At 64.2% G+C, this 25,768-nt stretch carries 27 protein-coding genes, 1 tRNA gene and 1 pseudogene; 24 read left to right on the top strand and 5 right to left on the bottom strand.

The window, feature by feature from the left end; all coding sequences use genetic code 11:
* Positions 1-84: 84 nt before the first annotated feature.
* Positions 85-465: a PE-PGRS family protein gene (locus tag G6N16_RS17010; protein ID WP_083031470.1), complete on the bottom strand. Its 381-nt coding sequence runs from the start codon at positions 463-465 to the stop codon at positions 85-87.
* A 105-nt stretch (positions 466-570) separates the two neighbouring features.
* Here G6N16_RS17010 and G6N16_RS17005 point away from each other — a divergent pair, with 105 nt between their 5' ends.
* From G6N16_RS17005 to G6N16_RS16990, 5 genes are all read left to right on the top strand, one after another.
* The gene (locus tag G6N16_RS17005) at positions 571-780 is read left to right on the top strand and encodes a hypothetical protein (protein ID WP_083031442.1); all 210 of its coding nucleotides are present in this window, start codon (positions 571-573) and stop codon (positions 778-780) included.
* Between the two features lie 49 nt (positions 781-829).
* Complete coding sequence (locus G6N16_RS21560) at positions 830-985, top strand: hypothetical protein (RefSeq protein WP_165756834.1); 156 nt, start codon at positions 830-832, stop codon at positions 983-985.
* A gap of 48 nt (positions 986-1,033) precedes the next feature.
* Positions 1,034-1,342: a protein UsfY gene (gene usfY / locus G6N16_RS17000; RefSeq protein ID WP_083031441.1), complete on the top strand. Its 309-nt coding sequence runs from the start codon at positions 1,034-1,036 to the stop codon at positions 1,340-1,342.
* Between the two features lie 72 nt (positions 1,343-1,414).
* A complete protein-coding gene (locus tag G6N16_RS16995; protein WP_083031439.1) occupies positions 1,415-1,849 on the top strand; it encodes an ATP-binding protein in 435 nt (144 codons plus the stop codon).
* Positions 1,850-1,875: 26 nt separating this feature from the next.
* Positions 1,876-2,598, top strand: coding sequence for a SigB/SigF/SigG family RNA polymerase sigma factor (locus G6N16_RS16990; protein ID WP_234805881.1), 723 nt, complete (start codon positions 1,876-1,878; stop codon positions 2,596-2,598).
* Here G6N16_RS16990 and G6N16_RS16985 read toward each other — a convergent pair.
* The gene (locus G6N16_RS16985; protein WP_133052942.1) at positions 2,578-2,988 is read right to left on the bottom strand and encodes an STAS domain-containing protein; all 411 of its coding nucleotides are present in this window, start codon (positions 2,986-2,988) and stop codon (positions 2,578-2,580) included. The two genes, G6N16_RS16990 and G6N16_RS16985, sit on opposite strands and share 21 nt — an antisense overlap.
* 272 nt (positions 2,989-3,260) lie before the next feature.
* Between G6N16_RS16985 and G6N16_RS16980 the strand changes: the two genes are divergently transcribed.
* The 14 genes and pseudogenes from G6N16_RS16980 (at position 3,261) to G6N16_RS16920 (ending at position 13,799) form a co-directional block, all read left to right on the top strand.
* Positions 3,261-3,334, top strand: a tRNA-Arg gene (locus tag G6N16_RS16980).
* A 96-nt stretch (positions 3,335-3,430) separates the two neighbouring features.
* Positions 3,431-4,693: a tyrosine-type recombinase/integrase gene (locus G6N16_RS16975; RefSeq protein ID WP_083031436.1), complete on the top strand. Its 1,263-nt coding sequence runs from the start codon at positions 3,431-3,433 to the stop codon at positions 4,691-4,693.
* 161 nt (positions 4,694-4,854) lie between these two features.
* Entirely contained in the window at positions 4,855-5,031 is a 177-nt protein-coding gene (locus tag G6N16_RS16970; protein ID WP_083031435.1) for a helix-turn-helix transcriptional regulator, read from the top strand.
* 628 nt (positions 5,032-5,659) lie between these two features.
* A pseudogene (locus tag G6N16_RS22160) lies at positions 5,660-5,860 on the top strand (helix-turn-helix domain-containing protein); the annotation flags it as partial.
* A gap of 273 nt (positions 5,861-6,133) precedes the next feature.
* Positions 6,134-6,328: a hypothetical protein gene (locus G6N16_RS21850; RefSeq protein ID WP_083031432.1), complete on the top strand. Its 195-nt coding sequence runs from the start codon at positions 6,134-6,136 to the stop codon at positions 6,326-6,328.
* Between the two features lie 634 nt (positions 6,329-6,962).
* A complete protein-coding gene (locus G6N16_RS16960) occupies positions 6,963-7,163 on the top strand; it encodes a hypothetical protein (RefSeq protein WP_083031430.1) in 201 nt (66 codons plus the stop codon).
* Positions 7,157-7,543, top strand: coding sequence for an HNH endonuclease signature motif containing protein (locus G6N16_RS22155; RefSeq protein WP_083031429.1), 387 nt, complete (start codon positions 7,157-7,159; stop codon positions 7,541-7,543). Before G6N16_RS16960 ends, G6N16_RS22155 begins: the two co-directional genes overlap by 7 nt.
* A gap of 339 nt (positions 7,544-7,882) precedes the next feature.
* A complete protein-coding gene (locus G6N16_RS16950; protein WP_083031427.1) occupies positions 7,883-9,346 on the top strand; it encodes a terminase large subunit domain-containing protein in 1,464 nt (487 codons plus the stop codon).
* Positions 9,347-9,372: 26 nt separating this feature from the next.
* Positions 9,373-10,755: a phage portal protein gene (locus G6N16_RS16945; protein ID WP_083031426.1), complete on the top strand. Its 1,383-nt coding sequence runs from the start codon at positions 9,373-9,375 to the stop codon at positions 10,753-10,755.
* The gene (locus G6N16_RS16940) at positions 10,752-11,207 is read left to right on the top strand and encodes a hypothetical protein (RefSeq protein WP_083031424.1); all 456 of its coding nucleotides are present in this window, start codon (positions 10,752-10,754) and stop codon (positions 11,205-11,207) included. The genes G6N16_RS16945 and G6N16_RS16940 overlap by 4 nt, the downstream gene beginning before the upstream one ends.
* A complete protein-coding gene (locus G6N16_RS16935; protein WP_083031423.1) occupies positions 11,204-11,527 on the top strand; it encodes a hypothetical protein in 324 nt (107 codons plus the stop codon). The genes G6N16_RS16940 and G6N16_RS16935 overlap by 4 nt, the downstream gene beginning before the upstream one ends.
* An 87-nt stretch (positions 11,528-11,614) precedes the next feature.
* The gene (locus tag G6N16_RS16930) at positions 11,615-12,472 is read left to right on the top strand and encodes a phage major capsid protein (protein WP_083031421.1); all 858 of its coding nucleotides are present in this window, start codon (positions 11,615-11,617) and stop codon (positions 12,470-12,472) included.
* A gap of 773 nt (positions 12,473-13,245) precedes the next feature.
* Entirely contained in the window at positions 13,246-13,593 is a 348-nt protein-coding gene (locus tag G6N16_RS22150; protein WP_083031418.1) for a BRO-N domain-containing protein, read from the top strand.
* Positions 13,590-13,799, top strand: coding sequence for a hypothetical protein (locus G6N16_RS16920; protein ID WP_083031417.1), 210 nt, complete (start codon positions 13,590-13,592; stop codon positions 13,797-13,799). Before G6N16_RS22150 ends, G6N16_RS16920 begins: the two co-directional genes overlap by 4 nt.
* A 231-nt stretch (positions 13,800-14,030) precedes the next feature.
* Here G6N16_RS16920 and G6N16_RS16915 read toward each other — a convergent pair whose 3' ends face one another.
* Genes G6N16_RS16915 through G6N16_RS16905 form a run of 3 tightly spaced genes read right to left on the bottom strand, consistent with a single transcriptional unit; the run spans position 14,031 to position 17,704 of the window.
* Entirely contained in the window at positions 14,031-14,702 is a 672-nt protein-coding gene (locus G6N16_RS16915; protein WP_083031415.1) for a response regulator, read from the bottom strand.
* Positions 14,692-16,326 (bottom strand): ATP-binding protein, encoded by a 1,635-nt coding sequence (locus G6N16_RS16910; RefSeq protein ID WP_083031414.1) that lies wholly within the window; start codon positions 16,324-16,326, stop codon positions 14,692-14,694. Before G6N16_RS16910 ends, G6N16_RS16915 begins: the two co-directional genes overlap by 11 nt.
* 34 nt (positions 16,327-16,360) lie before the next feature.
* On the bottom strand, positions 16,361-17,704 hold the full coding sequence (locus G6N16_RS16905; RefSeq protein ID WP_083031413.1) for a CitMHS family transporter: 1,344 nt from the start codon (positions 17,702-17,704) through the stop codon (positions 16,361-16,363).
* Between the two features lie 290 nt (positions 17,705-17,994).
* Here G6N16_RS16905 and G6N16_RS16900 point away from each other — a divergent pair, with 290 nt between their 5' ends.
* The 5 genes from G6N16_RS16900 to G6N16_RS16880 all read left to right on the top strand — a co-directional run bounded on the left by G6N16_RS16900 (position 17,995) and on the right by G6N16_RS16880 (position 25,672).
* Entirely contained in the window at positions 17,995-19,158 is a 1,164-nt protein-coding gene (locus tag G6N16_RS16900) for an alpha/beta hydrolase (RefSeq protein ID WP_234805880.1), read from the top strand.
* Positions 19,159-19,312: 154 nt separating this feature from the next.
* Entirely contained in the window at positions 19,313-20,773 is a 1,461-nt protein-coding gene (locus G6N16_RS16895) for a wax ester/triacylglycerol synthase family O-acyltransferase (RefSeq protein ID WP_083031410.1), read from the top strand.
* The gene (locus G6N16_RS16890; RefSeq protein WP_163787910.1) at positions 20,770-22,458 is read left to right on the top strand and encodes an HAD-IB family hydrolase/lysophospholipid acyltransferase family protein; all 1,689 of its coding nucleotides are present in this window, start codon (positions 20,770-20,772) and stop codon (positions 22,456-22,458) included. Before G6N16_RS16895 ends, G6N16_RS16890 begins: the two co-directional genes overlap by 4 nt.
* Positions 22,455-24,806, top strand: coding sequence for a glycerol-3-phosphate 1-O-acyltransferase (locus G6N16_RS16885; protein ID WP_083031408.1), 2,352 nt, complete (start codon positions 22,455-22,457; stop codon positions 24,804-24,806). Before G6N16_RS16890 ends, G6N16_RS16885 begins: the two co-directional genes overlap by 4 nt.
* Before the next feature lie 20 nt (positions 24,807-24,826).
* Positions 24,827-25,672, top strand: coding sequence for a hypothetical protein (locus G6N16_RS16880; protein ID WP_234805879.1), 846 nt, complete (start codon positions 24,827-24,829; stop codon positions 25,670-25,672).
* The last annotated feature ends 96 nt before the right edge of the window (positions 25,673-25,768 follow it).

The raw sequence follows: 25,768 nt of genomic DNA, 5'->3' as shown, positions 1-25,768 counted from the left end.
CCCGATGGGCCGGTCCGAAACGGCCACGGCGCAAGAAAGGTGGGGCCACTCGTGCTGAGTGGCCCCACCGCGGTGATGGTCTGATCAGCCGTGCCCGGAGCCGCAGCCCACGCCGGGGATACAGCCTTGTCCGCCCGGAACGCCGCCGGGGCCGCCGTTGACCCCTCCGGAACCACAGGCGGTTCCGCCGGCCGTCGGGACACAGCCCTGCCCACCGGCGCCGCCGCCGGGACCGCTGTCGGTTCCGCCCGAGCCGCAGTGGTCACCGACGCAGCCGCCGCCGCCGGGATCCAGCGGAAATTCGATGGAACTGTGCGTCGTGGTGATGGTGCCGGGCAGCAGATTCGCCTCGGTGAAACTCGCGGCGGCAAACGGAGCCGCACTGACCGCCGAGACCACAGCACCCGCGACCAGCAGGGGTGCAGCGCGAAGGACAATTCTGGGTTTCAGGTTGAAATTGCTCATGATCACGGGTTAACCGCTCCTGCGGATTCCGAAACCTGTTATCTCCCAGTAATTACGAATCCTGGTTCTAGGTTTGGATGACGGCGTGACGGGTACCCGCTGCCCATGAGGATCTCGCGGATTGCCGGGACGATTGTGTTGATCTGGCTGCTCATAGGCGTTTTCGCAGTATGGCAGCGCGGATACTTCGGTGCCGGAGCGCCGAGTTGCGCCGTGGCTGCCGACATCGGAGTCACCGTCATCGCCGGGCCCCTCAACTACCTGGGGGTCAACCCGCAGGCAGGTGAGTGCCGGCTGCCCGAACCGAGCCAGTAGTCACGTTTGTCATGTTGCGAATTGAACGATCACTGGAAGTGAGGTCACGATGATTGCCGTCGGAGCGATTCTGCTCATTCTCGGGTGGGTGCTGGGCATCTATGTGTTGTGGGTACTCGGGGTTGTGCTGTTGGTGGTGGGCGTGGCCTTCTGGCTGCTCGGCATGGTCGGCCGCCCGGTCGCCGGCCGCCGGTACTGGTACTGACCTCGCCGCCAACCAAGGAAGCCGCCAACCAAGCGAAAGGAACCAACGATGAAGACATCCGAAGATCCCGTCGACCACGCGCGGACCACCCGGCCGCATGCCGGTGAGACGATGACCGACACCGGGAACATGCCGGCGCTGGCCGTCCTCTCGGTGTCCCTGGTGCTGTTCGTGACGTCGCTGGTGGCGTTTGCGACCTATCGGGCGGGGATCGGAATGATCCTGGGTGGGTCGGCCGCGGTCGGGTTCGTCATCGGCCTCGCCTGGCTCGCGCTGGAGCACCGGCGCGTGCGACGGATTGAAGACCGTTGGTATGCGGAGCATCCCGACGAGGTTCGGCAACCCCCGAACAGTTGACCGGAGCGGCGTCGCAGAACGATCGGAGAGGGGCGAGCGGAGTAGGGTGTCCACAAAATCTCTGGAGGTCTGATGGGACACGAGGAATTCTTCGCGACTCCGCCGTGTCCGGGCTCGCGGTCGGTGGAGATCAAGGTGGCGGCCAGGGTGGAGAACCTCGCCACGGTGCGGGCGGTCGTGGCCGCCATCGCCACCTCCGAGGATTTCGACCTGGACGCGGTGGCGGATCTGCGCCTGGCCGTCGATGAGGCGTGTACGGCGCTGATCGGCGCCGCGCTTCCCGACGCCGAGTTGCTGCTGGTCATCGATCCACGCGAGGATGCACTGCTGATCACCGCGTCGACGAACCACGGTGGGGGCGCCGCCGTCGCACCCGGCACCTTCAGCTGGCATGTGATGAGTTCACTGGTCGACGAGGTCACCACGCAGCCGCCGCGCGACGGGGCCGAGCAGGCCGGGGGCGCCGCGATATCCCTACTCACCAGGCGAGCGAGTCACTTGCAGTGACCTCGGAATATGCGGATGTCGTGCCGATGTTCCGCACGTTGAGCGGTATGGCCGAAGGCACATCCGCCCACACCGAACAGCGGGAACGGATCGTCACCCGCTGCCTACCGCTGGCCGACCACATAGCTCGGCGCTTCGGCGGTCGCGGCGAAGCCCACGATGATCTCGTTCAGGTGGCCCGGGTCGGGCTGCTCAATGCAGTGAACCGGTTCGATCCGGATGCCGGTTCGGATTTCGAATCGTTCGCCGTCCCAACGATTATGGGCGAGGTCCGAAGGTATTTCCGGGACAACAGCTGGTCGGTCAAGGTGCCGCGTCGGCTCAAAGAACTCCACCTGCTGTTGAGCTCGACCAGTGCCGAACTGTCCCAGAAGCTGGGTCGGGCGCCGAACGCCTCCGAACTCGCCGCCGAACTCGACATGAACCGCGAGGAAGTGGTCGAGGGTCTCATCGCCGGCAGTTCCTATAACACCGTGTCCATCGAAAGCGGCGGTGGCGGTGAGGAAGACGCACCGTCGATCGGGGACTCCCTCGGAGACCTCGACGCCGCGCTGGAGCGGGTTGAGAACCGGGAGACGCTACGGCCGGCGTTGGCCGCCCTGCCCGAGCGCGACCGTACGGTGCTGCTGCTGCGTTTCTTCGAGGGCCAGACGCAGACGCAGATCGCCGAACGCATCGGCGTCTCGCAGATGCATGTGTCGCGGCTGCTCGCCAGGTCGCTGCAGAAACTACGTGATCAGCTTGACTGACCGGGTGGTCTTGGACCGCACGGCGTGAAGGGCGGCGGTGACCGTCCGGTGCGCCGGCAGGTCCACGTCGCATACTTCGAGCAATCGGCCGACCTCGCGTCCGGATGCAAGGCTCCACGCAACGTTGCTGGTGCCACAGCGCTCGCCGAATGCGGACAGCGCGGTGAGTCCCGATGTTCCGAAGAACGCGACGCCGGACAGGTCGATGACGATCTTGTCGGCCTGCTGGGTGTGGCGATCGGCGTAGGCGTCGAATTCCGGCGCGCTGGCGGCGTCGAGTTCGCCGAAGACGCTGATCACGGCGGTTCCCGGCGATAGCCACGTCGTCGTGAATGACGCCGTCGGGCGGCGTCCCGCCGCCACGGCGGGGATCGGTGAGATGGTAGCCATGGTCACTCCATCAGTCGGAATACGTGTATTCGTACTGCGGTGATGCCGACCGACCGGGGGCGCGAGTTCCGCCCGGATGTCAACTCGACATATGCAGCGGCTGTGAACTCAACCGATTCAAACCCTACGCCTCGGCGCGATCATCGACAACCGTGCGAACCCGGCTGCGTCCGGCAGCGGTGTCGTTGATTGCCGGTGAACTTCGCCGACGTGCGGTGGATCGAGCACCGGTTCGGGCCGGATCATCCATTAGCATGGGCGCGCAGAGATGAGCCCCCGTAGCTCAGTTGGATAGAGCAAGGGCCTTCTAATCCCTAGGTCGCAGGTTCGATTCCTGCCGGGGGCGCTTCTCTGAGCAGGTCAGGCACTATTTTCTCTGCCGAGTCCGACTGACACGCCGCAGTCAGTCCGCAATCAGTCCGCAGAGCGCTACCCTTGCCGTATGACCGCCGCCGAGGAACGCGCGACCACCCGACGCAAGGACCGCGCAGGAGTCGAGGACCGCTGGCACCGCAAGCCGCGCCCCGACGAGACCGACGCCGACTGGTGTACCGACGCCAAGCACGGCAAACCGGGCACCCTCGTATGCACCAGCCGACACAACTCGGGGCGACGTTGGCTGGCCCGGTGGGTACACAACAACAACGAGGAGACCGCGAGCTTTGTCCGCAAGGCCGACGCCGAGGCCAAGGCGAACGAGGTTCGCGCCGAGTTTCATATCGGCACCTACGTAGACAAGCAGAGTTCGTCGGCCACGTTCGGGACGGTGGCCGAGGAGTGGTTCGCGGCGGTGTGCCCCAAGTGGAAACAGTCGACGGCTGCTGGCTACCGTTCCCTACTTGATATGACCATCCTTCCGCGCTGGCGAGACGTGAAGCTGTCAGACATCACGCACGCCGACGTACAGGAGTGGGTGGCGTGGTTGACGACAAACAAAGATGCGCGGCAACCCCGGAGCAAGAACGCCGACACCAACGCTAAGCGCAAGCCGCTGTCAGCAAGGCGTGCCGTGCAAGCGCACGGGAGGCTAAGCCAAGTGCTCGACTTCGCGGTGCGCACTAAGCGCCTAGCGGCCAATCCGGCTAAGGGCGTGGAGCTGCCCCGCGTAGTCAGCAAGAGGGATCGGGCGCTCAGTCACGACGAGGTTGCCGCGTTGGTGGCCGCTGCCGATGAGGGGTTCGGTCCGATCCTGCTGACGCTGGGCTACACGGGCATGAGGTTCGGAGAGCTTGCGGCGCTGCGGGTGGCCGATGTGAATCTGACGCGGCGGCGTATCCATGTGGCCAAGGGGGTTGCTCAGGTGACCGGCGCTGGCTTGGTCGAGGACACCACTAAGACCAGTCAGGAGCGCATGGTGCCGATCCTGACGACGGCACTGGCCGACACTCTGCGCGACGTGATGGCGGGCCGCGCGGGTGATGACTACCTGTTTCCGGGGCCCGATGGCGGGCCGATGACCAATGACTATGTGGCGTGGCGGGTCGACAAGGCTTGCCGGGCAACGGGTCTTACCGATGTGACTCCCAAGACTTTTCGGCACACTGCGGGGAGCTTGGCGCTTGCAGAGGGTGCGTCGGTGACGGTGGTGCAGCGGATGCTCGGGCACAAGGACCCTATGACGACGTTGCGGGTCTACTCGCACATGCTGCCGGACGACTTCGACAACCTTGCGGCGGCGATGGACAAGGCGACCACCGTCGCATAATCGCAGGTCGAACACATTTTCGAGTGTATCCCTTCGATTTCGGGCACTTGGCCGGTAATGTGGGAATCAGTGAGTGTTAAATATGGTGACCGCGAATAGGGGCGGAGCACTCACGGATATCGCCAAAAGGGCGGTACCTAATTATCACCAGATTACACCAAATGACTGACCTTCTCGACTCTCCCGAGTTCTGCGAAATGCTTGGCATCACCAAAGGCACCGCCTACTACTGGCGGCAAAAGGGCTACGGCCCTAAGGCAATCAAGATCGGTAAGAATCTGCGGTATCGGCGCGCTGATGTGGTTGCGTGGCTCGATGACCAATTCGCCAACGCTTAACCGGTGGCAACAGTGACAACAATCGAATATCCACAGATATCCATCGGGTAATCAAATTACGCTTGGTTTGGACAAATCTGCGCAAGAATACTTAATCATGATTAACTGCGAAAAAATGTGCAATTAATCATGATAAAGTAAGGGCACAACAACCATGCGCAAAAATAGTTAGTAATTACTAACCGTGCCCGAATGTGGCAATTAGTAACGATACACTAAGGGCACAACGGCCATGCGCAAAAGCAGGTCAAACCAATCATTCGCACCCGGACGCTGAGCGTCACCCTTGGGTGCGTTTCTGCATTTCAGAGGGGGAAAATTATGGAAAGTGAGTTGCTGTCAATTACGGCGGCGGCACAGTACACGGGTGTTTCGGTCTGCGGGTTGCGCAGGTATCGGAGTCTGGACATTGGGCCGCAGTCGTTCAAGTTGAATGGTCGGGTTGTGTATGAGCGTTGCGCGTTGGATCGGTGGCTGGCCGATCAGCGGGCGCTGACGTTGCGGGGTGGTCGGGTTACTTCCCGCTGCGCTGCGGCAAGTTAGTAGGGCCCGCTTCGGCGGGCACAAGGGAACCCCTTTAGGGGGTTGATTGGATAGCGCCAACTTAGGCGCAGATCGGAACAATTGAATGAGTTTTAGCAAATTGGCATGGATGGACGCGGTGCGGCAGGCTACCGATATCCCGGCGGATCAACGTCTGGTGATTATGGATATCGGCGCGACCGCCGACCAAAACGGTAATGATGCCTGGCGAGATAATGCGACTATTTCAAAGCGGTTGAGTGTGACGACTAGGACGGTCACACGGGCCAGGGCTGCGGCGGTTGCGCACGGCCTGCTGTGGGTGACGCGGGATGCGGACCGGCGGCACTCAGCCCGATACCGGTTGGTGATGCCCGAAATTAGAGGTGACAGCACAGTCACCCCTAGTGATTCAGGGGTGACAATAGAGACCGGTAGGGGTGACTCTAGAGACCGCCAGGGTAGACAATGCAGACCGTTAGGGGTGACTCCACTGTCTACCGCTATGGGTTCTTCTATGGGTATTTCTTCGGACGCTTCTTCGGGTACGTGGTTACGTGAGCCGGGTACGTCACCAGACGTGACCACACCGGACGCGACCGATCAAAAAAATCAGGGACAGGACGACGCCGCCACCTATGCGGCCATCGACCAATTCAAAGAGATGTTGAGGAGCGAGGCACCGCCCGACAGTGAGCCGTACCCGGCAGACGGATACGACAACGATTACTACCAAGACTTTTCTAGCTGGGAGGCATACGACGATGAAGGTTAGAACTGATACGGGTAAGCGTCGGGCGCATATCAACGTGAAAGAGCGCCAGGACGGCCGTCCGGGAATTGTGGTGAGTCAGAGCGGCCACGCAATACTCATGTCTAGGCAAGAATGGTTAGAACTACGGGAGCACGCCGACCGGATACTAGGAACCAGCGATTAAAGCGGCCTAGCTTCAATCCTAAGACACAAACAGGGTAACCCTAGTGGGATTGCCTACAGAACCAATTATTGCGGCTTAGAACGCCGCACAGACGTAAAACGGGGGGAACCAATGTCAACACTGCAAACAGTCCGCGATCACGACGGCCACATAACCGGCATAGTCCTAACGGACCTCACACCAGAAGAACTATCCCAACTCACTTACCGGCCACCCACGGCACGGACACCGGCTAAGGCACGGATGCGCCGAGTAGCGCCCCCGCCGCAACGGTATCCAATCAACCGTGAGGGTTAAGGTACCCGCCGCAGACGGCGGCAACCCATACCGCATAAACCGCACACGAACGGGTGCCACCTTTATCAGCAGACAGCTAGCAGACGGTGAACACACCCGAATGGTTTTAGGCAAAGACGACCTAACCAACGTGTGCAATGCACTGATAGATTTAGCAGAACAGGACACTAATCCATGAACACAATCACTCCCGAGGCTTTCGAGTTCTCACTAGACACCGACAGCCACGACCAGCCATATATCGGTCTCGGTCTTGTACTCGCAGACGGCCAGGGGTTGACCGTCGCAATGACCGCGCAGAGCGCGCAGTACGTCGGCCGCGCACTGGTCGCACATAGCGATTACCTCGCGGGCCGCGAACCGCGGGAATGGTGAGCGGCATACAACGGCCTTGTCTTGGCTGCGGAAAGCTCATAGGTAGCGGCAGCCGATGCGGCCCATGCCGACCGCAACCCAAACGCACCGCACCCGAACGCGGATACGACCACCGCTGGCGGCAACTCTCAACCAAACAACGAAAAGCCAGCCCATTCTGCGAACGCTGCGGCAGTACCCAAACGCTCGAATGCGATCACATAATCCCGCTGGCCGAACGACCAGACCTGGCACTGGAACCGCTTAACACGCGCGTCCTATGCCGAACCTGTAACCGATCACGCGGCAACCGAGCAACCGACGCCGAACGTAAGCAGGTACTCGATGCGATCACTCGGCGTAAGCAACGGCTAGCGCGCTTCTACGCAAGCCAACAGTGAGGGTGTGCGCGATCCGCACCGGGAGTATCAATCCGATATGGCTGAGCCTGACCTGCACAAACACCGCTAAGGCCAACGCTAAGGCCGTGACCAGCGGCTAAGCACGCTAAGCGCAACGCTAACGACAGCCCGCAGCAAACAAACCTTAGCCTTAACGCTAAGCACCAAAAAGGCTTTGACCTGCGGAAACAGTGTGGCCGACGCAGCCGGTGGGGAGTGACCCCAGCTAAGCCGTCCAGGCTACTCGAACGGCCAGCCCGGAGCCGCGCGATAGGGCACCAAATACTAGTAAAACATGCGCTGACCAGCGCTTACAACTTCATAAGGGGGTGGCAGCTTATGAGCCGTCCCAAACTTTTGGACTCAACACGGCTTCCGTTCCGGTCCACGAAATCGGGTACGGCCCGTTTCGCCGCTTGGGTTGAGCGCTTCATTCGGGTACCTAAGGGCACCGGGGCCGGTAAGCCGATGAAACTGCGGGACTGGCAGCTCGACCTCGTTGGGTCGGTAATGGACGCCGAGACTCAACCTCGTATTGCGGGGTGGTGTCTACCACGAGGCCAGGGTAAATCGACGTTGTGCGCGGTGTACGCCCTGTACGCCCTACTTGAGGGCGATATCGGTACGTCGGTGATTGTGGCGGCGGTTGATGAACGCCAAGCCGGGATTGTGTTCGGTATCGCGGCCCGCATGGTCGCTTTGCACCCGGAACTCGAAAAGCGAGTACAGGTCTTTAAGGAACGTATAGAGACGGGCCGGGGCGGCACTTTTCAGTGCCTACCGGCGTCCCCGGCGTCACTTGAGGGCCTGGATTACCACCTAGCCATTTGCGACGAGATCGGCCGTATTCTCCCGGAAACGTGGGAGGTTGTGGCCCTAGCGCAGGGTAAGCAGGAACGATCAACCCTTATCGGCATCGGCACTCCCAGTACTAACACGGATAGTGTTCTGGCGCGGCTGCGGGCATATTCGATTGAGCATCCCGAGGACACCAGTCAGGTTTACAAGGAGTTCAGCGCGGCGGGGTTTGAGGATCATTCGCCGGGTTGTGAGCATTGTTGGGAGCTGGCCAATCCGGCCTTAGATGACTTTTTGCATAGGGATGCTTTGCGGGCCCTGTTGCCGCCGAAGATGACCGAGGCACACTTTAGGCGGGCCCGGTTGTGCCAGCCGATTGACGTTAACGAGACTCCGTTTCTGGAATCGGCCGTGTGGGACGGCCTTGCCGTGGCGGGTGCGATCCCGGACGGGGCTGATGTGGTCCTGGCCCTGGACGGGTCGCTTAAGGATGACAGCACTGCGCTAGTTGTCGGCACCGTGGCCGGGGTACCGCATTTTGACACGCTCGGTGTGTGGGAGAAGCCGCCGGATAATGACGAATGGCGGGTGCCCGTACTGGACGTGGAACAGGCCATACGTGAGGCTTGTAAGCGGTGGCGGGTGCGCGAGGTTGCATTCGACCCGTATCTCTGGACCCGCTCAGCGCAAGCCTTGGCGGTCGAGGGCATCCCTATGGTGGAGTTTCGGCAATCACCGTCGCGGCAGACAGCGGCGACTACCGATCTGTATTCGGATGCGGTTAACGGTCGTCTCACACATTCTGGCGATGCGGACCTTAGGCGTCATGTGCTGAATGCGACGGTATTGGATACCGGTACGGGTTTGCGTTTGGCTAAAACTTCGCGGTCTAAACGGGCCGGGAAAATCGACTTGTGTACGGCGTTAATGATGGCTCATTCGAGGGCATCGTGGTTAGCGTCGCAGAAACCTAAGCGTAAACGGGCGTGGTCGTTCGCCGCTTAGCGCAACTGAAAAAGTAAGGAAAACATATGACTTCTCCACTATTGGTGGATTTGTTGCAGAAGCTCGACGGGCCGCAACACTATTATCGGGAATTGGAAGAATACGCCACTAACCGCCAACAGCTAGCTTATTTGAGCCCGGAGGCGCGTATTGCGTTGCCGTCGCTGAACCGTATAGGCACTAACTTGTGTGATCTTGCGGTGTCTAGTTTGGCTGAGCGGCTTAAGGTGACTGGTTTTCGTGGTTTAGATGTTTGGGACGATTGGCTGGCCAATAATCTCGATCAGCTTGCGGTTAATCTGCATCGTGAGGCTTTGACGTACGGGGATGCTTACGCGATTGTGTGGGCGCGGCCGGACGGGTCGCCGCTTGTCTCGATTGAGTCCCCTAAGCAGGTGGCCGCTATTTATGATCCGGCGACACGGGAGATTACCGCGGCAGTTAAGCGGTGGACCACTAAGACCGAGACTCATGCAATGGTGTATTTGGCGGATCGTTTAGAACATTGGCGGGCACTTACTGCGGGCGCGGCTAGTAGCGCGTTTGAACTTATCGAAACTATCCCGCATGTTTTGGGTGTTGTGCCGGTAGTCGGTTTTCGTAATCAAAAGTGGATTCTTGGTGATGGGCATTCTGAGCTGGATGACATTATCCCGCTGGTGGACGGCCTTAACGCCACGCTAAGCGGTTTGGCTGTTGCGCAGGAGTACACGGCCCGGCCGCGACGGTGGGCGACGGGTATTGAGCTGGTCGAAAAGCCGCTGCTCGACGCCAATAATGAGCCTGTCATCGGTGACGACGGGGAACCCGTTATGGAAGCGGTCAACCCTATTCCCGAGGGCAATCGGGCCATGATCAGCGAGGCGGAAAAGGCGGCGTTTGGCCAGCTTCCCGGTGCCGATCTGTCCGGGTATGAGGCCGCGGTAAGGATTTGGCTCGGTCAAATCATGGCCGTATCAGCATTGCCTGCGCATATGTGCGGAATTACGACCGAGAATCCCAGTTCATCCGAGGCTATTAGGGCCAGTGAATCGGCACTTACTGCGCGGGCGGAACAACGGCAGGCCGTGTTTGGCCGGTCCTGGGAACAGGTGGCGCGGCTCATGGTCGCGGTGCGGAACCGCACGCAAGTAGACGTTGTGCCGGTGATTGTGCAATGGCGCGACCCGAGTTCAACCAGCATCGCGGCGGAATCTGATGCTGTTACCAAACTTGTCCAGTCCGGGATTCTGAGTAAGTCTGGCGCGCTGCGCAGGTTGGGGTACACCGAACCGGAAATTGAGAAGGAACTCTATTACGCCGAGCGTGACGCTATGGCGACGGCTAATCCTGAGTTTTCTATGGCGGTCAGTAAGCACGCCGAGCTAATGCTTAACCACAATGATAAGACGGGGGATTATGCGGCATGAGTGATACAGAAACGCGCCCAGATGGCGCAGACAATGACGAAACCGACGCTACGGATACGGATACCGCCGAGACGGTAGATAACCCGGGAGACGGGCAGCTAGACGGCAATGCGGACAATTCCAAGACATTGGACGACCTGCGGCGGCTGCGGAACGAAAACGCGGCTTTGCGGGCCCGGACCAAGGCAGCCGAGGAACTGGCCGACAAGGCCGCTCGGCGGTTGCACCGGGCCCTCGTTGAATCGACGCATCGGTTGGAATATGCCGACGATCTCCCGTTTGATCCTGAGCACTTGGACGATGACACGAAACTCACGGCCGCGCTGGATGCGTTGCTGGCTGAGCGCCCCGGGCGGGCGAAGCGTGCCGTCGTCGGGGATGCCGGGCAGGGCAAGCGCGGCGGGGCCGATCCGGGTGTTGATCTGTTGGGCATCCTGCGGGGCGGCAAGTGATCGCCGGGGAAACCCTCACCGTCACCCGCGGCGCAACTGACAGGTTCGGCAACCGCGAGAACACCGGCACCCATGAGGTTGTCGGCGTGATCGCCTGGCACGGATTCACGAGGGCAACCGGCCAACGCGCGGAATCTGCCAGCGGAGCACCCGAACTGTATGTGAAAGCCGGTACCGACCTACGGGCCCGCGACCGAATCACACGCGCATCCGGGCAAGTGTTCGCCGTCGTCGGCGGACCAATGTGGGACGGCCCGCACCCGATTACCGGGAACACTCCCAAAAACGTCGCCTATCAGCTTGAGGCTGTTACCGGCTAAGCGCCAGGAGCGCAAACACAAATACCGCCCGGGAGGCGGGAAGCTAAACAACTTAACAAACAATTTAATAAGGACAAGTGAATAAAATTGACGATTCAAACTACTTCGGGTAATTCAACCCTGCTACAGGCTCAGGTACAGAAGCTGCTTATTGAGCCGCTGGAACAGGTATCTACCTTTTTGGGTGCTGGCCCGCTGATTATCGACAGTAACCAACAGGTTCGTATCCCGCGCATTGTGTCGGGTACTACCGCCGGGTTTGTCGGCGAGGGCCAACTTATTTCCGATGGCTCGGTGACCTTTGACGAGGTAACGGCACTCCCGTCCACTTTGCAGTCCATTAAGGTGTGGCTGCCGGTCAGTAATGAACTGTTGCGTGGTAGTGCTGTGGCTGGTCTCGATAGCGTGCTTAAGACCCGCCTCGTGACCGATGTCGCTAACGCGCTCGACACTGCTATGTGGGACGGCACCGGAGCATCGAACACCATTAAGGGTATTTTCCGGCAGTCCGGTATTGCTACGGGTGTTCTGGACGTGACCGATGTCGATTCTTTGATTGATGCGGTGGCGACGGCTCAGGCTAACTTTGTGCAGCCGACTCACTGGGTGATGACCCCGGCGACGTTCGCCGCTTTCCGTAAAATCAAGGTTGGTTCCACCGATGCGCGTTACGTGATCGACCCGCAGACGGTGCAGAACGGTACCGCGTTCCAGCTTTTGGGACTGCCGGTGATCGTTACCAACCACATTCCGAATGCGTCGGGTAAGGCCCGTGTCGGTTTGGTGGACTTTAGCCGGGTGGCCGTGGTCCGCGACAACGACAGCGAGGTTTACGTGGCCGAGGATACCCTGGCGAACTATGACACCAAGGCTATCCGTGTGACGGCTCGGTTTGATGTGGCTTTGTTGCAGCCTAAGGCTGTGACGCTGCTGACCGCGGCTTAAATTATGGCTGCGCCGACTGTGGCTGATTTGTCGGCGTTTGTTGGTGAGAGTGTTAACGCTAGCCAGGCCGAGGCGATCATAGCGATTGTTTCGGCTCAGGCTAAGAGTTACACGCGCGGTCGCGGTTGGGACATGGCAGGGGAACCGAGTAGTGATATTCGGGCCGTGATCCTTACCGCGGCTGCGCGGCTTCTCACCGATACGTCGCAGATGGTTACCGATGAACGAATGGGGCCCTTTGCGGTCTCGTATAGGGATGGGTTTACGGGGTGGACGACTAACGAACTGTATGTTCTAAACCGTTACCGCGAACGCGCCCAGTAAATAATTTTCCACCTGGCTTAGGTTGGGTGGTTGTCGCGCGGCTTAGGAACCGTGCGACGTGGATAAGGCACGCGGTGACTCCTATTAATTAGGTGGTGGAGAGTCCTTAGCGGCTTGCCGTGTGCTGCCACAACCCGCCGGAACAATTAGGTTCCGGCGGGTATGAGTTACTAGTGGGAACCAATGGGTTCCCACTAGCTAATGGGAGGGGAATGCTGGTCTCATAGGACCAACCACTTGCCCGCTTTACATACAAAAAGTAACGAAATGTGTTGAGTCATATAAGGGGCCATGCTTGCGGATTCTCTACCGCTAATGAGTGTGGTCCCGGGGGCGGGGCCCGGTCGGTGTGAGGAACATCGACCGGGCCCAACCTTTGCTGACCTGCTTGGCCGGCAAAGCCATTAGGCCAGGTACAGGCGTTTTAATCGGGGTTAGTCGGGTTTGCTGTGCGGGTGGTGTTGGTTGAGGGTGAGCCTTGGTTTGTTGCTAAGGACGTGACCGACCTACTTGGATATGCCAACGGACCTAAGGCTGTCAGAGACCACGTTTCCGCAGGTCAGTCCCGGGCATCGCGTATCCCGATGCCCGCTTCGGCTACCGGGTTCCAGAACATGACGCTTATCAATGAGCCCGGTTTGTACCGGCTCATCATGCGGTCCAACGTCCCCGGTGCTGAGAGGTTCCAAGATTGGGTTACGGGTGAGGTACTGCCCACCATCCGCACCGCGACACGCCGCACGGCCTGGCCGTACCCGCGCCGTACTCCCGGATGGCCTTACCGTCCCGGCCCATGACGACCACCGACACGACAGATATCCCCGATGACTACTACCGACTGTTGGCCAGCCGAACGTTCGGCCGTGGCGAGGTCGGCGTGGACGAGTCCACCCCCGGCGAGGCCGCAGCGTTCATCGACGGCACCGTTGAGCTACCTACCCGGGCTGAGTTTTGGGAGTTCATCGAGTACCTGCTGAGCGTGGAGCACCTACTGCCCGAGTAGTCCGTTAGTCCGCAGTCAGTCCGCACCACGCTGGCCAGTGTTGGCGAGTGTTGGCCCGGATAGTCGGAATTAACGCAGGTGAGGCCATATTTTTACCGCTACCAACCGCAGGCGTCCGCAAGTGCCCAAAAACAACATAAGGCCAGGTCAGGCCCTATTTCTAGCGCCTTCTAATCCCTAGGTCGCAGGTTCGATTCCTGCCGGGGGCGCTTCTCTCTGCGTCTGGTCCGCTCACCCGGTCACCGTGCCCGCTGCGTACAGCTGACGGGGGCGCCCGGTCGAGCCGTACTGCAGGTGCATGCTGACGGTCCCGGCGCGCACCAGGTCCGCCAGATAGCGTCGCGCCGTCGGTACCGACACGCCGACCTCCGCGGCGATGTCGTCGGCCGGCAGCGGTCGGTCGGCGGTGCTCAGCACGGCGACGATCCTGTTCTCAGTGACCGAGACGGTCTCGGGGCGAGTGGTCGAGGTGCGGCCGGAGCGCAGTGCGCCCAGGGCGGCGTCGACGTCGTCCTGGCGTAACGTCGGCGCGGCCAGGATCCGCCGATACGCGCAGTAGGCCGCCAGCCGGTGCGCCAGCTCCGTGGTGGTGAACGGTTTGATCAGGTAGTGCAGCGCCCCGGCGGCGAGCCCGGAACGGACACTCGCGGCATCATCGGCAGCGCCGAGAATGAAAGCGTCGCAACGCAATTCCCGAACCAGATCGAGGCCCGACCCGTCCGGGAGATAGACGTCGACCAGGGCCAGATCCACCGGCCCGGCAGCCACCAGCTTGCGCGCCTCGGCGAGGGTGCGCGTCGAACCCACGGTGGTCAGGCCGGCCATCGTGTCGACGACCTTCGCGTGCAGGCCGGCGACACGGAAATCGTCGTCGACGACGAGCACCCGCAGGTCAGGTCTCATCGGGGCGGATCCCGTCGGGCAGGGTGGCGATCACCGCTGTTGGCTCGGGACAGTCCGGACCGCCCGGTGAGCCGACGGTGACATCGCCGCCGTGGCAGCGGGCGACCTGCCGGGCGATGGCCAGGCCCATGCCGCGACCACCCGGCACCGTGGGGTCACGGCGGGTGGTGACGCCCTCGGAGAACGGATCCTCGACGGCAAATCCCGGTCCGGTGTCGGTGACCACGACGACCAGTGTCGCACCGTCGCGCAGCACGTCGATCTCCACTTCGGCAGGCGCGGGTCCGTCGCACGCGGCATCGATCGCATTGTCGATGAGGTTGCCCACCAGCGTGGTGGTGTCCACCGGATGGGACAGCGCACCGACCAGCGCGGTGTCCTCGCCGATTCGCAGGCTCACCCCGCGCTCGCGGGCCTGTGCGGCCTTGGCGGCGAGGAACGCCGTCAGATGCGGTTCGCCGACGCGCTCAAGGCCGGCGATGGCCGCGATCCCCGTGCGGCCGGCGATCTCGTCCAGGTAGGCCAGCGCCTCCCCGGGCCGATCATCGCGCAACAGGCCGGCCAGCGCATGCATGCGGTTGGCGGTTTCGTGCCGCTGGGCGCGCAGTGCCGAACTCATCGCCTGCACCGAATCGAGTTCCCGGGTCAATTGCTCGACGTCGGTCCGATCGACCGCCGTCAGGACCGTGCCGAGGTCGGTGCCGTCCCGGTGCACCCGGCGGCAGCTGAGCAGCACGATGCGTTCGTTCACCGCCGCGGCGACGGGCACATCCGTGGGTGCGATCACCACGCCGGCCACCCGGGCGGTCAGTCCCAGGTCGCGCAGCGGTGTCCCGGTCGGCGCGGTGACGCCCAGTAGTTCTCGCGCCTGCGGATTGATCACCCGCGCCACCAGGGCGGCGTCGAAGGCGATGACCGCCTCGGCGCCGGAGTGCAGGACCGCGTGCTGTTCGCGGATCAACTCGGCCATCTCCTCGGGCTCCAGTCCCAGCGTGACCCGGCGCCAGTGTCGTGCCAGCAACGCCGACCCGCCGACGCCCACCAGCAGGCCGGCCACCACCAGTCCCAGCAGAATCGCCAGGTTGTGCCGGCTGGCTCGATCCACCGCGTCGGTCGAGATACCGACGCTGACCAACCCCACAACGGCTCCGTCGGGTCCGAACACCGGCACCTTGGCCCGCACCGAACCGCCCAGCGTTCCGGTGTCCTCGGCCACCTCCAGCCGACCGTGCAGCGGCGCCGACGGATCGGTGCTGACCCGTTGACCCAGCAGCGTGCGGTCGGGGTGGGCGATCCGGTAGCCGTCGTCGTCGGCGACGACGACGAACAGCGCGCCGGTGCGGGCGGTGATGGTTGCGGTCTGCCGCTGCAGTTCCGAGTTCGCCAGTTCGGCCGGCTCGGCCGGGCTTCCGGATCGGCGTCGCGCGGTCTGGGCCGCGGCGGCGGCGCGGACGTCGGAATCAGAGGCGACGGCTTCGGCGATCCCCTGTGCGCGCTGGGCGTACTGGTCGCGGGTGGCGGTGTCCATCCGGTCGAAGACGAACGCGAAGCCGGCGGTGAGACTGGCGATGATCACCGCCGTCTGCAACAGCAGAATCTGGGTGCGCAGCCGGAAGCGGGGCATCCCTGCAACCTACGCAGAACGCGGGATCGGGCGGTCAGAATGGAATGGCGCCGATCACCGTGCCGGTGACCAGCATGACGATCGCCACCACGGCGGCGCGCCACAACACCTTCTTGTGGTGGTCGGCCAGGCTCACTCCGGCCAGCGACACCAGCAGCAGAATCGCCGGCACCAGAGGACTCTGCATGTGGAACGGCTGCCCGGTGATGGATGCGCGGGCCATCTCCGCCGCGCTGATGCCGTAGTTCCCGGCGGTCTCCGACAGAACCGGCAGCACGCCGAAGTAGAAGGCGTCGTTGGACATCAGGAAGGTGAACGGGATCGACAGCAGCCCGGTGATGATCGCCAGATGCGAGCCCATACTCGTCGGGATGACGTGAGCCACCCAGGTGGCGACCGCGTCGACCATGCCGGTGCCCTTGAAGATCCCGGTGAGTACGGCGGCGGCGAGCACCATGCCGACCACGGCGACGATCGAGGAGGAGTGCCGGGTGATGGCGGACTGCTGCTCGGCGACCTTCGGGAAGTTGATGGCCAGTGCGACGGCGGCGGCGATCATGAACAGCACGGCGATCGGCAGGATGTCGAGGGTCAGCACGCTCAGCAGTGCGATGGTGAGCGCGGCGTTCACCCACATCAGCCGGGGTCGGGCGTGCTGACCGGAGATGCCGCCGTTGCCGGTGGTTTCGTCCCCACCGGGCGGGGTGGCGGCGATCAGCGCGCTGTCGCCGACGCCGGCGAGTACCCGCTCGCGGACCACGATCGAGCCGATGCGCCGGCGTTCCAGCACGCCGAGATGCCAGGCGAACGAGAAGACCACGGCCAGGCCGGCGACGAGTGCGGGGATCATCGGCACGAAGACCTCCGAGGGGGAGAGCTTGAGCGCGGCCGCGGCCCGCGCGGTGGGTCCGCCCCACGGCACGATGTTCATCGTCCCGTTGGCCAGGCCGGCCACGACGGTGAGCACGACGGGGCTCACGCCCAGCTTCAGATACAGCGGTAACAGCGCCGAAGTGGTGATGATGTAGGTGGTGGAGCCGTCGCCGTCGAGGGAGACGACGCCCGACAGCGCAGCGGTGCCCAGCACCAGGCGCGCCGGGTCGTTGTGCACCAGTCGGACCACGACCTTCACGATCGGGTCGAACAGGCCGACGTCGATCATCACCCCGAAGTAGATGATGGCGAAGAACAGCATTGCGGCGGTCGGTGCGAGATCTTCGATGCCGTCGATGATCATCGCGCCGATGCGCGTGCCGGAGCCGGCGATCAGGCCGAAGGTAACCGGCACGGCGATAAGGGCGACAATCGGCGTGGCGCGCCGGGTCATGATGACCACCATGAACGTGGCCACCATGGTCAATCCCAGAACTGTGAGCATGCCGTCCTCCTGCGCTGAGGTGATGGGGATCCGTCGGTCAGAATCGCTGTAGTCCAGATCACAACGCACGCTTGTGGGCCTTTGCGTGGGTTTTGTGCGTTTTGCGCGTCTGTGGGACGGGTGTACCGGACCGTCGGCGCGGCCCGGGGTGACACGATTCGGCGACAAATGCGCTCCTACGCTCCGTAAGTCCGCTAATGTGTGACGCGCGCCACGTTGTTTGTAACGGTGACGCGCTGGTTGCTGGGCGATGGGGCCCGGCACCGAGGAATCCGAGGAGTGCACCGGCCGTGAGCCCTGCCAACACCATGCGGTCCACCTCAGTGCTGCTGCGCGGCGCGCCGACCCTTGCCGGCTGGGTCGCCGGCTGGGCAGCCACCGAACTCGCTCCCGAGGCGGTGGCCGGACATGCGCTCTCGGCCGTCGGACACGCCGGACTGCACGGGCTGACCCACCATTGGGGCGGTCAGCGTGCCGGTCGGGTGCTGACCGAGGCCCTCGGTGCGGAGTTCGGCGAGGGGTTCGAAACCCAGGTTCGTCACCCGTTCGAGGACCACCGCCCACGCCACAGTGCCGCCGGTGTCTGGCACGCCTCCCAGCGTCGTCGCCGCTACGCGGCCACCACCAAGGAGATCTCCTACGGTCCGCATCGCCGTGACCATCGCCTCGACATCTGGCGTTCGCCGGAGCTGCCCGCCAACGGCCGCGCGCCGGTGCTGCTGCAGATTCCCGGCGGCGCCTGGGCGATCAGCGAGAAGCGCGGCCAGGCCTACCCGCTGATGAGCCGGATGGTCGAGCACGGCTGGATCTGCGTGGCGATCAACTACAGCCGCAGCCCGTTCTCCGCCTGGCCCGCGCACATCACCGACGTCAAACGCGCCATCGCCTGGGTGCGGGAGAACATCGCTGACTACGGCGGGGATCCCGACTTCATCGCCCTCACCGGCGGCTCGGCCGGTGGGCACCTGGCGTCGCTGGCCGCGCTTACCGCCGACGACCTGAGCCTGCAGCCGGGATTCGAGGACGTCGACACCCGGGTGGCCGCCGCCGTTCCGTACTACGGCGCCTACGACCTGACCGACCCGAGCAACATGTGCACGTTGATGATGCCGTTCCTCGAGCAGTTCGTCATGCACGCCCGGATCGCCGACCGCCCGGAACTGTTCCACCAGGCCTCGCCGATCCACCGTGTGCATCGCGACGCACCGCCGTTCTTCGTGCTGCACGGCAGCCACGACGCGGTGATCCCGCGCGGGCAGGCCACGGCGTTCGTCGATGCGCTGCGCTCGGCGGGAGCGTCCACCGTCGTGCACGCCGACCTGCCCAATGCGCACCACGCCTTCGACGTGCTGGGCACCCTGCGGTCCCAGCTCACCGCCTCGGCGGTGGCGTCGTTCCTGGGTATCACCTACGCGCGTCATCTCGCCTCGGGCGAGGTACGTCAGGCGGTGTAGTCCCGGTGTCCTCCTCCGCGGCGACCACGCTCTGACACCCGCGGCGCCGTTCGGCACAATCGACAGCGTGCCGCCGCAGCGCGGGCTAGCGTTGCTGCGGCATGACCGATGCGCTGACGCCCAGAGTCAGCACGCCGCGAGGGGAGAACCGACCGTGACCGAATCGGCGGCAGCCGGATTGCCCGACGAATTGGGTGCCGTGGATCAGCTGTTGCATCGCGGGGAGGCCAACCCGCGCACCCGCTCGGGCATCATGGCGGTGGAACTCCTGGAAACGACGCCGGACTGGTCGCGCTACCGCAGCACCTATGAGCGGGCGTCGCAGGAAATCAAACGGTTGCGCCAGAAGGTGGTGATGCCGACTCTGCCGACGGCGGCGCCGCGCTGGGTGGTCGACCCGGACTTCAACCTCGATTTCCATGTGCGACGTGTACGCGCCCCGGGCGCCGGCACGCTGCGCGATGTGCTGGACCTGGCGGAGGTGGCGCTGCAGTCGTCGATGGACATCTCCCGGCCGCTGTGGACCGCGACCCTGGTCGAGGGGCTGGCCGACGGCGGGGCGGCGCAGATTCTGCATCTGAGTCACGCGATCACCGACGGTGTCGGTGGTGTGGAGATGTTTGCCAGCATCTACGACCTGGAAGCCGAACCTTCGCCCAGACCGTCACCCCCGCTGCTGATCCCGCAGGATCTGAGTAGCAACGACCTCATGCGCGAGGGTTTGCGACACCTGCCGTCGGCCATCGCCGGCGGGGCCCTGGGCCTGATCGGCGGCGCGGCCGGCGGGATCGGCCGGGTGCTCGGCAATCCGATCGGTGCGGTGACCGGGACGGTCGGCTACCTCGCGTCCGGCGCCCGGGTGATGCGACCGGCCGCCGAGCATTCCCCGTTGCTGGCCCGGCGCAGTCTGTCCAGCCGCACGGAATCGATCGACATCCGGTTCTCCGACCTGCACCGGGCGGCCAAGGCCGTCGGCGGGTCGATCAACGACGCCTATCTGGCCGGTGTGTGCGCGGCGTTGCGCCGCTATCACGAGGCGATGGGGATGCCGGTGGCCACGCTGCCGATGGCGGTGCCGGTCAATCTGCGTTCCGATTCCGATCCCGCCGGCGGCAACCGGTTCGCCGGGGTGAACCTGGCCGCGCCGATCGGCACCGCCGACCCGCAGCGGCGGATGGCCCGCATCCGCAGCCAGATGATCAAACGCCGCGAGGAGGCCGCCATCGGGGTGATGGGCGCCGTCGCCCCGGTGCTGTCATTGCTTCCCGACCCGGTGCTCGAGGCCATGACCGGATCGGTCGTCGTCTCCGATGTCCAGGCATCCAACGTGCCGGGCTTCCCCGGCGACACCTACATCGCCGGATCAAAGGTGTTGCGGCAGTACGGAGTCGGGCCGTTGCCCGGAGTCGCGATGATGGTGGTGCTGGTGACGCGCGGCGGGTGGGCCACGATCACCGCACGGTATGACCGTGCCTCCATCAGCGACCCCGAGTTGTTCGCCCGCTGCCTGCGGGAGGGATTCGACGAGGTACTGGCATTGGCCGGAGACGCCGCGGGCACCGCCCGACCGGCATCGTTCGACGACGGAGACGACGGAAAGGTGGAACGGTCATGACCGGCTCCAAGGACATGCGGCTGCCCGGATCGGTCGCCGAGATCCAGGCCAGCCCCGCCGGCCCGCATATCGGGGCGTTCTTCGACCTGGACGGCACCCTGGTCGCCGGCTTCACCGGCGTCATCTTGACCCAGGAGCAGTTCCTGTCCCGCCAGCTGGGCATCGGCGACCTGATCGGCATGATCGAGGGCGGAATCAGTCACAAGCTGGGGCGCCTGGAGTTCGAGGGCCTGATCCGCAAGGCATCCCAGGCCATGCGCGGCCGGTCGCTGATCGACCTGGATGAGGTGGGGGAGCGGCTGTTCCACCAGCGGATCCGCAACCGGGTGTACCCGGAGATGCGGGAGCTGGTCCGTGCCCACCTGGAGCGCGGGCACACGGTCTGTCTGAGTTCGTCGGCGCTGACCATCCAGGTCGAACCCGTGGCGCGTTACCTCAGCATCCCCAACACCTTGACCAACATCTTCGAGGTCGACGACGACGGCGTGCTCACCGGCGAGGTGGCCAAACCGATCCTGTGGGGGCCGGGCAAGGCCAACGCGGTGCAGAAGTTCGCGGCCGAACACGGGATCGACCTCAAGGACAGCTACTTCTACGCCGACGGCGACGAGGACGTCGCGCTGATGTATCTGGTGGGCAATCCGCGTCCCACCAATCCCGAGCCGAAAATGGAGGCGCTGGCCAAACAACGGGGCTGGCCGGTGCTGAAGTTCAACAGCCGCAGTGGCAGCGGCATCTCCGGGCTGGTGCGCAACATCGCCGGCATCTCCACGATGGGACCGGTCGCCGCCGGTGCCGTCGGGTGGGGGCTGCTGAACCGGAATCGCCGCCGGGGCGTCAACCTGTTCACCCGCACCTTCTTCCCGCTGTGGTTGTCGATCAACGGGGTCAACCTCAACGTGATCGGCCGGGACAATCTGAAGAAGCAGCAGCCGGCGGTCTATATCTTCAACCATCGCAACAACTTCGACCCGATCATCACCGCGTCGCTGATCGGGGACAACGTCACCGGCGTCGGCAAGAAGGAACTCGCCGACGACCCGCTGCTGGGCCCGGTCGGCAAACTGCTCGACGGCGTCTTCATCGACCGGGAGGACACCGCCTCAGCGGTGGCGTCCCTGCAGCAGGTCGAAGAGGCCATCGCCAAAGGGCTGTCGATTCTGATGGCGCCCGAGGGCACCCGGCTGGACACCACCGAGGTCGGGCCGTTCAAGAAGGGCCCGTTCCGGCTGGCGATGTCCGCCGGTGTGCCCGTCGTCCCGGTGGTCATCCGCAACGCGGATGCGATCGCCGCTCGTGATTCCTCGACGATGAACCCGGGCACCGTCGACATCGTGGTGTTCCCGCCGGTCTCGGTCGCCGACTGGACCCATGATGATCTCGCCGAGCACATCGACGGTATCCGCCGGCTCTATCTGGACACCCTGAAGGACTGGCCGGACGGCGAATTGCCCGATATCGCACCGTATCTCGGCGTCGACGCAGCGGCGCCGGCCAAGAAGGCGCCGGCCAAGAAGGCGCCGGCCAAGAAGGCGCCGGCCAAGAAGGCCCCCGCCAAGAAGGCCGTTGCGAAGAAGTCGCCGGCCAAGAAGGCACCGGTGAAAAAGGTGCCGGCCAAAAAGGCCGCCCCGCCATCCGGACCGACCGCCGTCGAGCAGGCCCCCGAGTCGGACACCCGGTCATGACCGAACACGACGCCCCCGCGATCGACGGTGCTGCCCTGGTGCTGGCGTCGGTGTCCTCGGCTGCCGAACTCGACCTGCTCAACGCCTGGGTCGACGAACAACGCCGGGCCCATCCCGACGCCGACATCGAGGTCCTCCAGCTGCCCCGCGAGGAGCCGCCGGCGCCGGTCGTCGCCCAGCTCGTCGACCAACTGGCGCGGGATCAGGACCGCACCGTCGTTCCGGTGCGGGTGTTCTGGAACGCCGCCGGACTGCCGACACGGGTCAAGGTCGTCGGACTGCTGGCCGGACGCGACACCTACCGACCGCCGGAGATGCTGCAGCGCCGCATTCTGCAACGCGATCCGAGCCGGGCCCGGGTGGTCGCCGGCGAGCCGGCCCAGGTGTCGGCGCTGCGTGAGCAGTGGCAGGAGAACACCGGAGGTGGCCACCCCCGCGATTTCGCCCGCTTCGTGCTGCGCCGGGCCGAGCTCGCGGTGGAACGCATCGAATACCGGCTGCTGGGCCCGGAGTACAAATCGCCGCGGCTGATCAAGCCGGAGATGCTGTCCTCGGCCAGGTTCCGCGACGGGCTGGCCAAGGTGCCCGGCGCCACCGTCGACGCCGCCGGTGCGATTCTCGACGAGCTGGCCACCGGTTGGAGTCGGTTCTCCGTCGACCTCATCCCGTCGTTCTCCCGGTTCCTCTACGGGCGCGGCTTCGATCCGCAGATCGACTACGACACCGACCAGGTGGAGACCATGCGGACGGCGCTGGAGACCCATCCCGCGGTGATGCTGTGGTCACACCGGTCCAATCTGGACAGCGCGGTGCTCACCGTGGCACTGCAGGAGAATCAGCTGCCGCGCGCACACCTGTTCGCCGGCATCAACATGTCCTTCGGGTTCATGGGGCCGCTGCTGCGCCGGTCCGGGGTCATCTTCATCCGCCGCAACGTCGGGTCCGATCCGGTCTACAAGTACGTGCTCAAGGAGTACGTAGGCTACCTGGTGGCCAAGCGCTTCAACCTGTCCTGGTCCATCGAGGGCACCCGGTCACGAACCGGAAAGATGTTGCCGCCCAAGCTCGGTCTGCTGTCGTACGTGGCCGATGCCTACGTGGAGGGCCGCAGCGAGGACATCCTGCTGCAACCGGTCTCGATCAGTTTCGACCAGCTGCACGAGACGGCCGAGTACGCCGCCTATGCGCGCGGTGGCGAGAAGGCCCCCGAGGGGGTCGGCTGGCTGTACAACTACATCAAGGCACAGGGCGAACGGAACTTCGGCAAGATCTACGTGCGGTTCCCCGCGGCGGTGTCCATGCGTGACTACCTCGGCGAACCGGGCTCGGAACCGGCCGAGGGCTCGGCCGAGTTCCGCCTGGCGCTGCAGAAGATGGCCTTCGAGGTGGCCTGGCGGATCCTGCGAACCACGCCGATCAACGCCACCGCGCTGGTCTCGGCGCTGCTGCTGACCACCCGCGGCGCGGCGATGACCGTGGGCCAGGTGCACCACACGCTGCAGGACTCTCTCGACTACCTGGAACGCAAAAACACACCGCTCACCGAGAGCACCCGCAGGCTGCGCAGCACCGACGGCGTGCGGGCCGCCCTGGACGCACTCTCCGGCGGGCAGCCGGTCACCCGCACCGACGGCGGCCGGGAACCGGTGTGGCGGATCAAGCCCGAGGACGAGCTGCAGGGCGCGTTCTACCGCAACACCCTCATCCACGCCTTCCTGGAGACCTCGATCGTCGAGCTGGCTCTGGCCTCGGTGGCGCGCGCCGACGGTGACCGGCTGACCGCGTTCTGGGATCAGGCCATGCGGCTCCGCGACCTGCTGAAGTTCGAGTTCTACTTCGCCGACACCGCGGCGTTCCGCCGCAACATCGCCGAGGAGATGGACTGGCACGCCAACTGGGAGGACAGCGTGTCGGCCGGCGTCGCCGGGGTGAACACACTGCTGGAGGCCAAACGGCCGATGATGGCCCACGCCATGCTGCGGCCGTTCATCGAGGCGTACTCCATCGTGGCCGACGTGCTGTGCGACGCGTCGGCAGACATCGGTGAGAAGGAACTCACCGAACGCGCATTGGGGCTGGGCCGGCAGTACGCCGCGCAGAAGCTGATCCGCAGCAACGAGGCGGTATCGGCGCTGCTGTTCACCACCGCGCGGCAGGTGGTCGCCGACCAAGGGCTGCTCACCGCCTCGGCCGATCTGCCCGAGCGCCGGCGGGCGTTTCGCGCCGAGCTGCGGGCGATCCTGGCCGACATGGACCGCCTCAACACGATCTCGCTGCGGCAGTTCATCAGCCGGGAGACGCAACGGTCCTCCGATCGGGTTCCCGATCCGGACACCGGCGAGCACTGAGCGCCCGAGGGACGACGAAGTTGTCCGAAACCGGTGGCGGTGTTCGCCGACTGATCGACGAACACCGCCAACGGCTGCCCGCGCGGGCCATGGCCCGATTCCGCGAGATCGACGGCAGCTCCCTGGGCGGACTGGTTTCACTGCAGTTGTTCACCACCGTCATCCCGCTGATCATCCTCGGGTTCAGCTACCTCTCCGGGTTCGCCGAGAACGCCAGCCCCGGTGTTCTCATCACCCGGGAACTCGGCCTGGTGCGGCCGTTGAGCGACTGGGTGCGCGATGCGTTCGGCAACGCGTCGGGCCTGCGCCGGGACTGGACCATCCTGGGCCTCGGCGGATTCCTGCTGTGGGGTATCCCGATGTCGATGACCATCGCCGGGATCTGGGCCAAGGCGTGGCGCCGGGCGCCGTTCGGCTGGCGTCAGGGCCTGGGCCGCGGTGCGCTGTGGTTCCTGCTCTACCTGGTCATGGTGGCCGTCCGCGAATTCGTCGCGTTCGGCGGCGACCACTCCGGCCCGGTGCGGGTGCTGCTGTTCGCCGTCGGCCTGGTGCCGGCCTGGATTTTCTGGGCGATGACGCCGCTGCTGCTGGTGCGTGACGGTGGGCGCGGAGCCCGTTACCTCGCGCGGGCCGGTCTGGCCGGCGTCGTCATCGACGGGATCGTCATTCCGCTGGTGGCCCGGCTGGTGTTTCCCATCATCCTGCGCAGCTGGGAGGAGTTCGGCCCGATGGGCGTCGCCATGACGCTGTTGATCTGGGCCGGGGTGATCGGCACCGGCTGGGTGCTGACCGCGTGCATCAGCGCGGTGCTGTGGGAAGACTCCGAAGCGACGGCCGAACCCGTGCCGGGCGCCGAGCCCGGGTGATCTGCACCCCCTCGGTTATCCACAGTCCTCGATCGTTCCCCAGCGCGGCCTGAACCGCGCCGTCGGCGAACGCAGTTGTCGGTGTTCCGGCGGTGA

Origin of the sequence: Mycolicibacterium insubricum (assembly GCF_010731615.1) — a bacterium.
GTDB classification, from domain to species: Bacteria; Actinomycetota; Actinomycetes; order Mycobacteriales; family Mycobacteriaceae; genus Mycobacterium; species Mycobacterium insubricum.
The sequence above is the reverse complement of the archived record's forward strand: the minus strand, read 5'-3'. Positions and strand labels throughout refer to the sequence as shown.